The sequence below is a fragment of the Maridesulfovibrio sp. FT414 genome (genome assembly GCF_050916235.1).
Classification (GTDB): Bacteria; Desulfobacterota; Desulfovibrionia; order Desulfovibrionales; family Desulfovibrionaceae; genus Maridesulfovibrio.
Map to the genome: position 1 here is coordinate 30,537 of NZ_CP104854.1, position 15,588 is coordinate 46,124.

Below are 15,588 nucleotides of genomic sequence, written 5' to 3' on the forward strand. Positions count from 1 at the left end.
TATACCTACCGTCCGGCATGTTTTACGCCAAGAATGTCCATTTCGATCTCACTGATCCCGACTGCCCGTAACTTATCCCTGTTTCCGCGCAGACTTTCAATCGAATTGAGCCCCATGCCGCCGAGCATCTCCTCAATTTCATGCGACCAGCCGCGCACAAGGTTTACCAGACGCTCCGCCGCAACGTCCGGATTCTGACGTCTGGCAAGCTTATTATCATTGGTTGCAATTCCCCACGGGCATTTGCCTGTATAACATCGCCCGCAAAGGGTACATCCAACGGCAATCAGCGCCGCTGTCCCGATGTTCACAGCGTCCGCCCCGAGAGCTATGGCCTTGATTACGTCTGCGCTGCAGCGGATACCGCCCCCGGCTATGATCGATGCATTTGCACGTATCCCTTCATCGCGCAACCGCTGGTCAACACTTGCAAGGGCAAGCTCAATAGGTATGCCCACGTTGTCACGGGTCATGGCCGGAGCAGCTCCGGTTCCGCCCTTCATGCCGTCAATGGTCAATATATCCGCCCCGGCCCGCACAACTCCTGAAGCGATTGCCGCAACATTATGCACTGCTGCAATCTTAACCGCGACAGGGACACGATACTCCGTGGCTTCCTTCAAGGCAAAAATAAGCTGCAAAAGATCTTCGATCGAATAAATATCGTGATGCGGTGCAGGAGAAATGGCATCCGATCCCGGTGGAATCATGCGCGTTTCCGAGATCATTTCATTGATCTTCTCACCGGGAAGGTGCCCACCGATTCCCGGCTTGGCTCCCTGCCCGACCTTGATCTCAATACCCACTCCGGCATTCAGATAATCACCGTGGACCCCGAACCGCCCGGAGGCTACCTGCACAATGGTCCAGTTGCCATACTCGTACAGAGACGTGTGAAGCCCGCCTTCTCCTGTATTATAGACCGTGCCCAGCTCCTTTGCCGCCCGAGCCATAGCCACGTGCAAATTAAAATTAATCGCCCCGAAAGACATACCGGCAAAAGTGACGGGAGTATTCAATTCGATTTGAGGAGCAAGTGCAGTCTTAAGGGACGGCTCTCCGAACCTGTCAAATTCCACCTCCACCCTGTCAGGCTTGGCCCCAAGGAAGGTTTTAAGTTCCATCGGCTCTCGCAATGGGTCTATTGAGGGGTTGGTGACCTGACTCGCATCGAGAAGCAGGCTATCCCAGTATACAGGAATATCCTTGGGACTGCCCATGCCTGCAAGCAACACCCCTCCGGATTCAGCCTGACTGAAAATGTTGCGCACGTAATTCGGAGTCCACGACGCATTGGGTCTGAGCTGCGCCTCGCTGAGCCTGATTGTCAGAGCAGCCGTAGGACACATGGCTGCACAGCGATGGCAGCCTATACATTTACGATTATCGTGGGTAACCTTATTTCGGGCGTCATCCCAGAAATGAGCTTCATAGGAACACTGCTTGATGCAAACCTTGCAATCAATGCACAAGGCCTGATCACGCACGATCTGAAACTCATGGAATGTACTTGCAAATTTCTTGAATAACAATGAAAGTCTCCCAAAATACCGCCATATGGCTCATTCACAACTCCAGGGTGGGCAACGCCCCCGGGTTTACCTTTCCTGCGGCCAGAATCCGATATTGCGGGCAGGAGAATAACCCTGCCGATATGCCTCACCAAGATCAGTAAAATTCACCCTGTTCTTCAGGCTGATCCTTTGTACGAGGCTGTTGCCTTCCGGAAAACATCTCCGACTGTTTCTGTTTCCGACCCATTCCTTGGTAAACATTTTCTGTTTCCTGATTACTGGCCAGAAACCTTTCTCATCTTTATAAGCCTTTCTTTGGGCCTGTAAAAGAATATTCTGATAGTTTTCCCGGTTGTTCCGGTGGTGGTAATAAACAGCAAACCCGTTGCGCACCATGAATTCATTCACAAAAATATTCCTGACGTAAACCCATGCTACAAGTCGCCCGTACTTGTCCTTTCCATCGGATGTCAATTCAACGCGCACTTTTTTACCCTTAACCAGCTCGGTCAAAGCAGATTTGGATTTCCGGGCATAATACTGATCCGTATCCCCATTGTGGCCTATTTCCGGGGTATCAATTGAGGCGATCCTGACATTTCTGTTGTCCTCCAGAACAAAGGTATCCCCGTCTATCACGGACTTCACTCGCCCCTCAAAGGCGGATGCTGGTAACGCGCATAAAACCAAAAGACAGAAGGTACAAAATAAAACGGAGCCCTTGAGGGCTCCGCTGATAATCATTAACTTGAGCGTTTTTTTCAAATTCAGCTTCCGTACTTATTGAGCCCAGTATATGAGACCCAGTGAATGGGAATCCAGCAGCAGTTCATGCTTCGGCAGAATACGGACGGTATAACCGAATCTTCCGGCTTCACCCGGCAGAACCTCACCCTGATACAGATGCCATCCTGCACCTACTGCTTCTTCAGGAGTCATTATCACGGTCTTTCTGTTCACGAAGGCACCGTTCTGATCAACAGACCCCGCATATATTTCAACCTGAACATCATCAGTGGAAAGGCCGTTCAAGTACACTTCGGCACTCACGATGATAGGTTCTTCCACGTAGATGTCGGTATGAGTCTCGGAAGTAATGTTTCTCACTTTGAGACTAGACCACTTGGTCATAATATCCATCCGCCATGCAGCCAGATCCTTGGCCCCCTGGAACCTGTTCTGGGACATGGTCTGATAATTCCTGAATGCAGGCAGATAGGCTTTTTCCGTGTAGTCCTCAACCATGCGGTTGGCGTTGAACTCAGGACCGAGAATGCGCAAGGCCTTCTTCACTTTTCTGATCCAGTTTCTTGGAATACTGCCATGCCCGCGGTCATAGAATTCGGGAATTATGTCATTTTCAAGCACCTTGTAAAGGGTCTGACTCTCTACAAAATCCTGATATTCATGATCGTTGTAGTCTTCCCTGCGACCTATGGCCCAACCGAGGCTGTTGTCCGGCAGGTAGGCTTCATCCCACCAGCCGTCAGGAGTACTGAACTGCAATACGCCGTTGGCCATGGCCTTCATTCCGCTGGTTCCGCATGCTTCAAGGGGCCTTCTGGGAGTGTTCAACCAGACATCGCACCCCTGAACCATGTAATTGGCAATCTTCATATCATAATCTTCAATGAAAACCATGCTCATACGGCACTCTTCACGGCGGCAAAGCTGAATCAGATCCTGAATAAGCTTCTTACCCTCGTTGTCCTGCGGATGAGCCTTACCGGCAAAAATAAACTGCACCGGATGCCGTGAATCGGAAATGAGTTTGATCAGACGTTCCTTGTCCCTGAGCAGCAGTCCTGCACGCTTATAAGTTGCAAAACGCCGTGCAAAACCTATGGTGAGTGCACGAGGATCAAGCACTTCATCAGCCAGTTCAATTTCCTTACGACGTGCTCCGATGCTTATCAGCTGCCGACGCAGACGTTTGCGTACGAAATCGACCAGTCTTTCCCTGAGCCGTTCATGAGTGCGCCAGAGCTCTGCATCGGGAATGTTGTCGGTCTGCTTCCAGACTCTGGTGCAGTCCGGGTCCTCACGCCAGTTGGGGCCGAGGTAGCGGTCAAAAAGAAGGGAAAAATCTGTGGCAACCCAGGTCGGCATATGCACACCGTTGGTAATGGCCCCGATTGGGACGTCTTCCACCGGATACTGCGGCCAGACCCTTTTCCACATATTTCTGGAAACATGGCCGTGCAGCAGCGATACCCCGTTGTTGAAGCGGGAAAGCTTAAGAGCCAGTACTGTCATGCAGAACTGTTCGGAGTCATCACGCGGATCTTCGCGTCCCAAGGACAGGAATACCTTGTATGCCAGCCCCATAGTCTGGGCATAAGGCTCGAAATACGGGCGCATCAGGTCTGCCGGGAACCGGTCGTTACCGGCCGGAACCGGAGTGTGGGTCGTAAAGATAGAGGACGATGCGACCATCTCCATGGCTGCTTCAAAAGACATTCCCTGCTCAGTCATGAAGATACGGATGCGTTCCAGTCCGGCAAAGGCCGAGTGACCTTCGTTCATGTGGATAACGCTGGGTTCAAGACCAAGGATCGCCAACGCCTTAACGCCACCTATACCGAGCAGGATTTCCTGCCAGAGGCGCATTTCAAGGTCGCCGCCATACAGTCTGGCAGTGATCGCTCTGAAATTCTGCGGGTTTTCCGGCACATTGGTATCCAGCAGATACAGGGTCACACGCCCGACCTGCACATACCAGATTTTGACTTTGAGCGGCTCACCCTTTATATCAAGCGTGAAAATCACGTCTTCTCCGTCTTTGCCTTTTACAGGCTTGATGGGCATTTCCTCAAAATCATGGCTTGGATAGCGTTCCTGCTGCCAGCCGTCCTGAGTCATGTACTGCCGGAAATAACCATGCTGATAGCAGAGCCCGATCCCCACCAGCGGAATGTTCAGGTCACTTGCAGACTTGAGATGGTCCCCGGCAAGTATGCCCAGACCGCCGGAATAAATCGGCAGGCTCAGGCCGATGCCGTATTCGAAGCTGAAATATGCCACCACCGGAGCCCCCTTCTTGGAGCCTTCAAATTTATAGGAACAGCTCTCGCGGGCAAGATAATTCCTCTGAACCTTCACCGCCTCCTTGAGGCGCTGAATGAAGAAATCGTCATTCGCCAGTTCTTCAAGCTGCTGCTGCGGCAGATGGTTAAGAAACGCAACCGGGTTCTGCTGGCATTCCCGCCAGAGGTTGTGGTCGATGGAAGAAAAGATACTAGAAATGTCGCTGTTCCAGACAAACAGGAAGTTATATGCCAGATCCCAGAGTTCTTCCAGTTGTTTGGGCAGACGGGGAACCACGCTGTACACGCGAAGTGGCTGCATGCTGATCTCCTTAACGTATAGTTAAAAACGGGCTGATCCGAATCATCAAAATGGCCCGACCCTTTCACACTTATTTTTATTATTTGCCTTATTCAGGTTAACATTTCAAGACAGTTTAGAAATATTATTGCTAGAAAGTTGACACTTGGGACCGAGAAGAGCATTCTCCTCGCTCTGATTGTCATTTATTTAAGGATAAAAAAGATGACTACCCAACAATCCAATCATGTTGAAGTTAAAGTAAAATTCCTCAACGAAACAGCACGGGAAAGCGGCATGGAATATGCCACCCCCAACTCGGCGGGTGTGGATCTGCGTGCCTGCATCGAAAGTGATTACGTGGAAATCGGTCCCGGAGAAAGATTTGCCTTTCCGGCAGGGATAGCCATCGAAATCACTTCGCCCGGAATTGCCGGATTTATCTATTCCCGCAGCGGACTGGGAACAAAGGACGGCCTCACCGTCAGTCAGGGCGTCGGAGTAATCGACCCCGACTACCGAGGAGAAATAAAGGTTTCCCTCCTGAACACCTCCGGAGAGAAGCGACGAATTGAGCGCGGACAGCGCATCGCACAGTTGGTATTCATGCCCTACTGTCATGCCGCGCTCATTCCGAGTGAAGAACTTTCCGAGACGCAAAGAGGCGCCGGAGGATTCGGGCATACAGGTAAAAATTAATCTCTCCACAATAAAGAAGACAATACAATGAGCAAACACGATACACTTGTAGCCAAAGAAAAAGCCGCAATCTGCAACACCTACGGCAGGTACCCCCTAAACGTAAGCAAAGCCAGCGGCTCAAGACTCTGGGATCTCGACGGACGCGAATACATAGACCTTCTTTCCGGTATTTCGGTAGTCAACATAGGCCACTGCCCGGAAGAGCTGGTTGAAGTGATGATCGAGCAGTCCCGCAAGCTGGTACAGGTAAGCAACCTCTTCTATCAGGAAGAACAGGTTGAATGTGCTGAAAAGCTTCTTGCCACCTGTGCTGCCGGAAAAGTCTTTTTCTGCAACTCCGGTGCTGAAGCCAACGAGGCAGCCATCAAACTGGCCCGCAGATACATGAGAACCGTCAAGGAAAGGGATGCTTACGAAATCATCACCCTTGAGGGATCATTCCACGGACGGACCCTGGCAACCCTTACCGCCACCGGACAGACCGGACCCATCAAAGACGGCTTCGCTCCCCTGCCCGAAGGCTTCAAATACGTTCCCGCCGGGGATGTTGAGACCCTCAAGGCTGCGGTAACTCCCAAAACCGCTGCGGTCATGATTGAAATGGTTCAGGGAGAAGGCGGAATCAAGCCTCTGCCCGAGGAATACGTCAAGGCCGTAACCGAAATTGTCGCTGAAAACGACATCCTGCTGATTGTTGATGAGGTTCAGTCAGGACTCTGCAGAACCGGGAAATGGTGGGCCCATCAGCATTACGGAATTGTTCCGCACATTTTCACTTCAGCCAAAGCCCTTGCCAACGGCCTGCCCATGGGGGCAATGCTCGCTACCGACGAAGTTGCCAAAGGATTCGCTCCCGGAAGCCATGCCACCACTTTCGGCGGCGGTGCTCTGGTAGCCAAGGTTTCATCAAAAGTCATCGACATCATGAATGAAAGAGACCTTGCCGGACGGGCTGCAGAACTCGGAGACCACTTCAAGGACAAGGCCCTCAAGCTGCAGGAGAAATTCCCCGGAAAAATCAAATCTGTCCGCGGAATGGGACTTATGCTCGGAGTTGAACTTTCCTTTGACGGCAGCGCCGTTTTTGCTGGGCTGCGTGAAAAAGGATTTATCCTTAACCTGACCAAGGGCACCATCCTGAGACTGCTTCCTGCACTGACCATTGACCGGGCGGATCTGGACGCTTTCCTCAGCACACTGGAAGAGCTGCTCGAAAACGCATAGCGGCTTGACCTCAACGGTTTTGAAGCTTATTTAATTTATATAATCGGGCAGGCTTAAACGGACTGAAAAACCGTTCAGGCCTCCCGGAATCCAAGGCCTGGGCAACCAGCCGAAGAAATAGTTAAGCAAAAAGACCGGAAAATAAACATGGATGAAATAGCCCTTGCCACACCTGTCAGAGGCGGAGTAAGCAACACAAGCCTTTATCCGCAGATTTCTACGGAACGCGCGGATCATGTGGCTGCAGCACTCGATGATCCTGCCATGCACGCCCACGAGATGGCTCAACAGAGGCAGGTGGATGAAGCAATCCACAGCCTTACCGGCAAAGGTCGCCTCATCGACCGCATAGTCTGACAGATAGGGATTTCAACTGATACGACAATGAATCTTCCGGGATTAAACAAATAAACCCCCAAAGCCCAAATACTGGCTTCAGTAGTTGGGCTTTTTACGTTAAGGGTGGTTCGAAAACATGATTTGACCAGCCACAAGCAGCAAAAATCATCCTGAACATAAGCCAGAGCATACATCGGACCCGGACTCAAAAAGTCAGGCAGGACAGTTCTGCAATGCATATATAAGGAGACATTAATGTCCAAGCTTTTGAAAATACAGTTTACTTTATCTGAAATGGACAGCGACGAGTGCCAGATTTATCTCGGGACACGTGTAGCACACGGCTGGGAAGAAAAACCGCTGGATGACGACTCCATTTTTTACACCATCCACCTTGAAGACCATCCGCTGGGCATGGAAATTGTCGAGGAAATCAAAAAACGCTGGCCGGACTGCAGCTGCACGCATGAAGAAATTGAAGCGGAAAACTGGGGACTGGCATGGAAAGACTACTTTGAGCCCATCACCTGCGGAAACTTCGAGATTCTGCCTCCGTGGCTGCTTGAACAGAAGACTGAGGATAAAACACACATCATCATCGAGCCCAAAATGGCCTTCGGAACCGGCAGCCACCCGACAACCGCACTTTGCCTTGAGCTGATCAGCAAACTGGCAGATGAAGGAAAGCTCAATTCCGGAATGAATTTCTTCGACCTCGGCACCGGTTCTGCAATCCTCTCTATCGCCCTCGCCAAGCTCGGACTTAAAGGTGTGGGAGTGGACATTGACCCGCAATCCATTGTCTGTGCCATGGAAAACGTTGAGAACAACTCGGTTGAAGGCATCACCCTCTCCGTGGGCAGTGCCGACAGCATCGCCCCGGACCTGAAGTACGATATGGTCGTAGCAAATATCCTTTCAGGACCGCTGATTGAGCTCTGCCCGGACGTGACTGCTCGATTGAAAAAGGACTCTATGCTGATCCTTTCCGGGATACTGGTGGAACAGGCCGAGAAAGTGGCCGGAACCTACATAGAGGCAGGTCTCCCAGCTCCGGAGATATTCACCATGGGAGAATGGGCCGGACTGCTCTGGGAAAACGTAACCACAGAAGATGAATAGAGAACAGCTCCTTATGAATTATTACAAGGCCCTGTCGGACAGATTGGGGCCTTGTCACTGGTGGCCGGGAGATACCCCGTTTGAAATTGCCGTCGGTGCCATACTGGTCCAGAACACCAACTGGGCCAATGTGGAAAAGGCCATCGAAAACCTTAAGATGAACAACGGATTGACCGTCCACGGGCTGCGCCGCCTGAACGAAAACGAGCTTCAGGAACTGATCCGGCCTTCCGGGTTCTTTCGCATGAAAGCCGCACGGCTCAGGAATTTTCTCGATTTCCTTGAAAGCTACTCCGCAGAATGTATCACCGACCTTAAGGAGCATGATACCCGGGAATTGCGTGAATCCCTGCTGTCGGTTAACGGAATCGGACCTGAAACAGCGGACTCTATCCTGCTTTACGCCCTGAACAAGCCTGTATTTGTTGTGGATGCCTACACACGCAGAATCTTCAACCGGCACATGCTGGTGCATGAAGATATAAACTATCAGGAGCTTCAGGATTTTTTCATGGATGTGCTTGAAGAAAATGCGGATTTGTTTAATGAATATCATGCATTGATTGTGAGGACAGCCAAATGCTGGTGCAAGAAGACCAACTCTGACTGCGCGAACTGTCCTCTCGGCAGTTTCCTGAACAACTGATCGTATATGCCTGAATATCCGTATAAATATATTTTAACTTCACTCTTTATGCTCCTTATTCTGTGTATTTCCGTTCCGGCATCAGCACAGGATTCGGCAGTAAACAGACTCAAGGAGGAGATTCAGGACACCCGCGAGACAGTCAAACAGCAGAAACAGGAACTGCTGAAGCTGACTAGGGAAGAAAGGGATATGTTCGGAGAACTTGCCGCAATAGAAGACCGTATCACTAATGTTGAACGGGAACTGTTCCGGCAGGAAGATGAACTGCAGCGCATCACCGTAGAAGAGGAAGCTGTCCGCTCAGAAGAAAAGACACTCAGGGTCGAACATGAGGTGATTGTCGAGCGACTCAAGTCAATGATCACAAAGCTTTGGCCGGTTCATTCCCGTAAACTAGAAAACCGTTTCGGTAATCTTGACGACTGGCAGAGTGCGGACCGCAATTTTGTCTGGCTGGCCTCTCTCTACAGGGAAACCAGAACCGAGCTGCAGAAGGCTCAACGTAAGGCTGAAGAAATATCCCTCAACCTGAGAACACAGGGAGAACTGAAACTCAAGGCCGAGAACAAGCTTGCTGAAATTAATACGACCAAGGACAGCCTGCTTGAAGACAAACTCGACCTTCTCTCCGGAATCCGAGGCATCAGATCCCTTAAGCTGACCAAAGAACAGGAAGTTAAAGGTCTTCTTGAAACAATCAACAAACTCAATTACAGACTGAAAAGTCTTACAAGCAGGAAGATTCAGAATTTTGAAGGTTCACTGCCTCGCCCCTGCGAAGGCAACACCCTTGTCAACTTCGACCTTTCCGCCAAGCCGCCGGTGCGCGGCATCGGCATTAAAACCGATGGGAATGTGGATGTTAAATCGATTTTCTGGGGGAAGGTTGTCCATAACGACACCCTCAGAGGATTCGGCCGTGTGGTTATCATCTACCACGGATACAATTACTATTCCCTGTACGCCTATCTTGCCGAAAGTTTCGTCAAAAGCGGGCAGGAAGTAGAGAAAGATGAAGTGATCGGAAAAACAGGGTATTACCCTAACCTGAAAGAAACCGGGCTCTATTTTGAATTGCGTTTTCATCAGAAAGCAGTTAACCCGCAAGAATGGCTTGCCCGAAAATAAATTATAGTATCTTTAGCAAGTTGCAGCATTCACCACGCTGGAGGAGAACATGAGAAAAACTTTATGGCTGGTAGCCATCCTCGCCCTTTTCGTAATTTCCGTCGCACCGCAGCCGACTGAAGCGGTCAATGAAGACCGTTTCGAGCCTCTGCGCAGGTTCTCGCAGGTTCTTGACCTGGTGGAACACAATTACGTCAAGGACATCTCCCGCAAGGAACTGGTTGATGATGCAGTGAAGGGCATGCTTGAACAGCTCGACCCCCACTCCACTTTTCTTTCAACCGATGATTTCAAAGAGATGCAGGAAGCCACCAGTGGAGAATTCAGCGGCATCGGCATTGAAATCAGTATGGAAAAAGGACGCCTGATCGTAATCTCCCCCATTGAAGACACTCCCGCATACAAGGCCGGGCTCAAGGCAGGAGACATCATCCTTGAGATCAACGGGGAATCAACTCAGTCCATTTCCCTTATGGAAGCTGTAAGCAAGATCAGAGGCAAACGCGGAACAGATGTAATCCTGACCATCCTGCACAAGGACGCAACCAAGCCGGATAAAGTCACCATCACCCGCGACACCATTCCCATCATCAGCGCCAAAAGTCAGGAACTTGAAGATGGTATCCTCTATCTGCGACTCACCAGATTCAATGAAAACACCACCCGCGAAATGCACAAGGCACTGGCGGACTACAATAAGGATCATACCCTTAAAGGGCTCATCCTTGACCTGCGCAACAACCCCGGCGGGCTTCTCAAGCAGGCCGTATCCGTTGCCGACACCTTCATCGACAAAGGACTCATCGTCTACATCGAAGGCCGCGACAAGGCCAGCCGTATGGACTACGACGCTGCAGAACAGGCAACAGACGTGAACGTTCCCATGGTGACCCTCATCAATGCTGGATCAGCATCCGCTTCCGAAATTGTTGCCGGGGCTCTGAAGGATCATGACCGCTCCCTGCTGATTGGCGAACGCACCTTCGGTAAAGGATCAGTCCAGACAATCATTCCCATGGCCGACGGTTCAGGAATAAAGCTGACCACTGCACTGTACTACACCCCCAGCGGACGCTCCATTCAGGCCGAAGGAATTGACCCGGACATCTTATACCCCTTTGTTGCTCCTGCAGACGACAAAGATGATACCGACCGTTTCATTTTCCGTGAAAAAGACCTGAACAGGCATCTTGAGAACAACGGCCACGATACCAAGGCCATAGCCGAGAGAAACGAGAAAGCCAAAAAAATGCTGGATAGAGACAATCAGCTCAGACTTGGACTGCAGTTGGTGAAAGGACTGCCCCGCATCAAGGAAATAAAGTAATATCAAGGCCGTATCCGCGTGGAAAACCAGACTCATGATCAAAACACCGAGCCCGAAATCCCGGAACAGAATCCGGGGCTTCGGGCTCGGCTCTTCAAGCCCGCAGTAATTGCGGCAGCAACCATTGCCGCTGCCGCATGCATCTGCTTAGTCATCGCACTTTTATTCTCTCCTGCAGAAGATACCTCAGCATCTGGCAAGAAGCCTGCTCCGTCGGAACAGGCTCTGGCAGAACAGAATTCAACTGAAACGGCGCAACCGATCCTTTACGAAGAACCGCAGGAAAACGACATGGACGATCTGGTCAAGCAGGTCGACCTTGCCCTGATCACAGCTCTCAAGAAAGCTGACATTTCCATGAGTGAGCTGCGTCTTGAAGACGTATCCATAAAAAAACATCAGGGACGCGACTTTCATTTCCAGCAGTTGAGCTTTCCCTGCAAGGGAGACAAACAGGAATTCGTAGCCAGCATTCGCAAAGGCCTTGAGGACAGTTCCCTTAACGCCAGTATCCACGAGACTTCACCCGAGAGCTGGCTGATCAGTGTGAACGGTGTACCTACCCACAGGTTCTCCCTTTTTACACCCGTCACAACACCGATACCGGCGCCGACAAAACCGGACCCTAACGCACCGAAAATGGCCATTGTAATTGACGACATGGGTGAGGACCTTACCCTTGCCAAGGGGCTGGCTGCACTGGACGTTCATGTTTCATTTTCAATCTGGCCGAACAGTTCTCAGGTTCAGAAGACCATCGACATCGCCCGGAAACACGGCAATGAGATAATGATCCATCTGCCCATGCAGCCCAAGGGATACCCGAAGGTGAACCCCGGACCTGACGCACTGCTTGTCGGCATGAGTGAGGCCCAGATCAGAGACAAGGTGCTGGCAGCTGTAAGTAAAGTTCCCGGAGCGCGCGGTCTGAACAACCACATGGGGTCGAAGTTTACCGAGGACCTGAACGGAATGAATACTGTAATGAGCCAGTTGAAAAAGGAAAAAATCTACTTTCTGGACAGCAGGACCACACCGGACAGCGCGGCCCCGAAAGCGGCCAAAAGCGCCGGTGTAAAGATCTATGAAAGAAGCATATTCCTGGACAATGTGAAAAACGTTGCCGCAATCAAGTTTCAGTTGTCCAAGACAGCTGAACTGGCCAGAAAAAGAGGACAGGCAATAGCAATTGGACATCCGCACCGGGAAACATTAAAAGCCATCCGGCAATGGGCTGCCGAGAACAAAGGAAAAGTCAATATTGTACCTGTGGAAAAACTGAAACCGGTGAGCTAGAGCACCAATCCTGTTTGGATGGAGACGACTCATCACGCTGAATTAGAACCAGCTCCTAAATCCATCATCTTTAAAAATAATTTCGTTCCCATCTTGACTTAAGTGCCATTTTAAGGGCAAATCAATTTAATAAAAATTTTTCAACATAAAGGATATGTAAGGATGAAAAAAATCCTCCTATTTCTTGTATTGCTGTTCATGGTCACCGTACCTGTGATTCACTCTGCTCAGACCTATACCGTATCCATTTCCCAAATTGTTGAACATCCGTCACTCGATGCCATGCGAGAAGGTTTCAAAAACCGTCTCAAGGAAGCTGGAATCGACGTCATCTACAACGAACATATAGCTCAGGGCAATCAGGCCACAAACGTCCAGATCGCCAACCAGATCAAAGGTGAAAAACCTGATCTCGTTCTGACCATCACCACCCCCTCTTCGCAGGCTGTGGCCCAGAAAATCAAAGATATTCCGGTACTTTTCACCGGTGTTACCGATCCTGTTGCAGCAGGTCTGGTCAAAAGCCTCATGCTGCCCGGAAAGAACATTACCGGTATGACTGATATGAGTCCGGTACTGCGTCAGGTGGAACTCATCAAGGAGTTCATGCCAGAGATCAAAACCCTCGGCACCATCTACAATGCCGGAGAGGCAAACTCGGTAGTTCTCACCGAACTGCTTAAGGAAGTCTGCAAGGATTTCGGAATCAAGGTTGAGGAAGCATCCATTGCCAACTCGAGCGATGTATATCAGGCCGCCAAAAGCCTCGTGGGCAGATGTGACGCCATCTACATCCCTCTGGATAACACTGTAGTTTCCGGCCTTGAAGCAGCCATAAAAGTCTGCCGCCAGAACAAGCTGCCCATCTTCTCCGCCGATACGGATTCCGTAGAACGCGGAACAGTGGCCGCCATTGCCGTCGACTACTACCGCATGGGACTTCAGACCGCAGACATGGCTGCGCGCATCCTTTCCAAGAACGCAAAGCCTGCCGACATGCCTGTTGAGACCCTTCAGAACCTGCGCCTCTTCGTAAACGAAAATGCAGCAGCACAAATGGGTATATCCATACCCAAGCAGGTTATGGACCGGGCTGACAGGATCATCAAGTAAACATTTGCAAAACATCAGTATACGAGGTAAAGGCGCAGTACATTCTGCGCCTTTTTTCATTACTATCCAAAAATTATGATAAGTTTATACGCATTCATGGGTGCCCTTGAACAGGGCACAGCTTTCGGACTGATGGTACTCGGAGTATACCTGACCTTCAGGGTGCTTGATTTTCCCGACCTGACCGTGGACGGCAGCCTGCCTCTCGGTGCGGCCGTCTCAGCCGTTGCCATCAGCAACGGGTATCATCCATTGATCGGTATGAGCATGGCCATGGGAGCCGGTTTTATTGCCGGGGCAGTGACCGGAATCCTGAATACCAAATTCAAGATTCTGCACCTGCTGGCCTCCATCCTGACCATGATTTCCCTGTACTCCATCAATATCAGGATCATGGGCAGACCGAACATGACCCTGCTGGGACAGGATACCCTGATCGACCAATTTCTTGAGCTTACCGGCCTGGCTCCGCACTTTTCCACCCCGATACTTTTTGCAATCATTTCCGGAGCGGCACTGCTCGCCCTGATATGGTTCCTGAAAACGTCCTTCGGGCTGGCAATGCTCGCTACCGGGGACAACCCCAGAATGATCACAAGCCTTGGGGTTAACCGGGACATGATGATAATTTTCGGAGTCGGCCTTTCCAACTCCATGGTTGCCCTGTCCGGCGCACTGGTAGCACAGAATCAGGGTGCCGCCGACGTTAATATGGGAATCGGAACCATTATCGCAGGTCTGGCCTCGGTTATCATCGGCGAAACTCTGTTCGGCAAGGGCAGTGTCAGCAGGGCTATGCTTTCCGCACTGCTCGGCTCCATTGTCTACCGTATTGCCATCGCCCTGGCTCTTGGGATGAAACTCGGAGATTTCTCTTTCACACCCAGCGACCTGAACCTGATCACTGCCGTACTCGTCGTAACCGCTCTGGTTTCACCACAGATCAAGGCAGGACTGCTCAAAAGGGGGCGCGCATGATGCTGGAAGTAATCAAGGCAAAAAAGACCTTCAATCCTGACAGCGTCAACGAGGTTCAGGCTCTCCGCGGAGTTGATCTGAATATCAAAGCCGGAGAATTTGTTACGGTTATCGGCTCCAACGGGGCCGGGAAATCAACCTTCCTCAACTCCGTTGCCGGGACGTTCCTGCTTTCAAGCGGCTCTATTTCCATCAACGGAACAGACGTTACCAGATGGCCCGAATACAAAAGAGCTGCCAACCTGGGACGTGTTTTTCAGGATCCGCTGCTGGGGACCTGTGCGACACTGAGCATTGAACAAAACATGGCCCTTGCGCTTAAGCGAGGTAAACGCAGAGGCCTTGGATTCGGTGTCAGAGTTCAGGACCGGGACCTGTTCCGGGATCAATTGAAAACGCTCGGACTCGGCCTTGAGGACAGACTTTCCGATCGGGTTGGACTGTTGTCCGGTGGTCAGAGGCAGGCTTTGACCATGCTCATGGCAACAATGACAAGACCGGACATTTTATTGCTGGACGAGCATACAGCTGCGCTTGACCCCAAGACAGGACGCAAAATTCTTGATATAACCGACGCCGTTGTACGCAGGGACAACCTGACTACACTCATGGTCACCCATAACATGAACCAGGCAATCAACATGGGCGACCGTCTGATCATGTTCCATCAGGGCATGATTATTCTGGATATTTCCGGAAAGGAAAAGAAGGGACTTAAAGTGGAAGATCTGCTTGAGAGATTCTACACCCTTCGCGGCGAGAGTATGGCAACAGACAGGATGCTTTTTTCCTGACCGCAGACCATGCTTCCTTTCCGCTCAGGGATATTCCCTGAAAAATGCGATAATCCGCAAACAAAGAATACACTT

Annotated in this window: 14 protein-coding genes; 11 read left to right on the forward strand and 3 right to left on the reverse strand. The window is 50.8% G+C overall.

Annotated elements, in window-relative coordinates:
* Positions 1–5: 5 nt before the first annotated feature.
* The 3 genes from N7E73_RS00145 to glgP all read right to left on the reverse strand — a co-directional run bounded on the left by N7E73_RS00145 (position 6) and on the right by glgP (position 4,862).
* Positions 6–1,532, reverse strand: a complete 1,527-nt coding sequence (locus N7E73_RS00145; protein ID WP_432736601.1) for a glutamate synthase-related protein — start codon at positions 1,530–1,532, stop codon at positions 6–8.
* Between the two features lie 66 nt (positions 1,533–1,598).
* Positions 1,599–2,162 carry a thermonuclease family protein gene (locus N7E73_RS00150; RefSeq protein WP_432736603.1) on the reverse strand — a complete coding sequence of 188 codons (564 nt, stop codon included), beginning with the start codon at positions 2,160–2,162 and terminating at the stop codon, positions 1,599–1,601.
* Positions 2,163–2,294: 132 nt separating this feature from the next.
* Positions 2,295–4,862, reverse strand: coding sequence for an alpha-glucan family phosphorylase (glgP, locus tag N7E73_RS00155; RefSeq protein WP_432736604.1), 2,568 nt, complete (start codon positions 4,860–4,862; stop codon positions 2,295–2,297).
* Between the two features lie 204 nt (positions 4,863–5,066).
* On the opposite strand from glgP, the gene dut reads away from it, so the two are divergent.
* The 11 genes from dut to N7E73_RS00210 all read left to right on the forward strand — a co-directional run bounded on the left by dut (position 5,067) and on the right by N7E73_RS00210 (position 15,513).
* Entirely contained in the window at positions 5,067–5,540 is a 474-nt protein-coding gene (gene dut / locus N7E73_RS00160) for a dUTP diphosphatase (RefSeq protein WP_432736606.1), read from the forward strand.
* 27 nt (positions 5,541–5,567) lie between these two features.
* Positions 5,568–6,767 (forward strand): aspartate aminotransferase family protein, encoded by a 1,200-nt coding sequence (locus N7E73_RS00165; RefSeq protein ID WP_432736607.1) that lies wholly within the window; start codon positions 5,568–5,570, stop codon positions 6,765–6,767.
* A gap of 147 nt (positions 6,768–6,914) precedes the next feature.
* Positions 6,915–7,124: a hypothetical protein gene (locus N7E73_RS00170; protein ID WP_432736609.1), complete on the forward strand. Its 210-nt coding sequence runs from the start codon at positions 6,915–6,917 to the stop codon at positions 7,122–7,124.
* A 237-nt stretch (positions 7,125–7,361) separates the two neighbouring features.
* A complete protein-coding gene (locus N7E73_RS00175) occupies positions 7,362–8,228 on the forward strand; it encodes a 50S ribosomal protein L11 methyltransferase (protein WP_432736610.1) in 867 nt (288 codons plus the stop codon).
* On the forward strand, positions 8,221–8,874 hold the full coding sequence (locus N7E73_RS00180) for an endonuclease III domain-containing protein (RefSeq protein WP_432736611.1): 654 nt from the start codon (positions 8,221–8,223) through the stop codon (positions 8,872–8,874). The genes N7E73_RS00175 and N7E73_RS00180 overlap by 8 nt, the downstream gene beginning before the upstream one ends.
* 6 nt (positions 8,875–8,880) lie before the next feature.
* Positions 8,881–10,005: a murein hydrolase activator EnvC family protein gene (locus N7E73_RS00185; RefSeq protein WP_432736612.1), complete on the forward strand. Its 1,125-nt coding sequence runs from the start codon at positions 8,881–8,883 to the stop codon at positions 10,003–10,005.
* A gap of 49 nt (positions 10,006–10,054) precedes the next feature.
* Positions 10,055–11,332, forward strand: a complete 1,278-nt coding sequence (locus N7E73_RS00190; RefSeq protein WP_432736613.1) for a S41 family peptidase — start codon at positions 10,055–10,057, stop codon at positions 11,330–11,332.
* Between the two features lie 18 nt (positions 11,333–11,350).
* A complete protein-coding gene (locus N7E73_RS00195; protein ID WP_432736615.1) occupies positions 11,351–12,628 on the forward strand; it encodes a divergent polysaccharide deacetylase family protein in 1,278 nt (425 codons plus the stop codon).
* Between the two features lie 162 nt (positions 12,629–12,790).
* Complete coding sequence (locus N7E73_RS00200; RefSeq protein WP_432736617.1) at positions 12,791–13,741, forward strand: ABC transporter substrate-binding protein; 951 nt, start codon at positions 12,791–12,793, stop codon at positions 13,739–13,741.
* 75 nt (positions 13,742–13,816) lie between these two features.
* Complete coding sequence (locus N7E73_RS00205) at positions 13,817–14,719, forward strand: ABC transporter permease (RefSeq protein ID WP_432736619.1); 903 nt, start codon at positions 13,817–13,819, stop codon at positions 14,717–14,719.
* On the forward strand, positions 14,719–15,513 hold the full coding sequence (locus N7E73_RS00210; RefSeq protein WP_432738889.1) for an ABC transporter ATP-binding protein: 795 nt from the start codon (positions 14,719–14,721) through the stop codon (positions 15,511–15,513). Before N7E73_RS00205 ends, N7E73_RS00210 begins: the two co-directional genes overlap by 1 nt.
* The last annotated feature ends 75 nt before the right edge of the window (positions 15,514–15,588 follow it).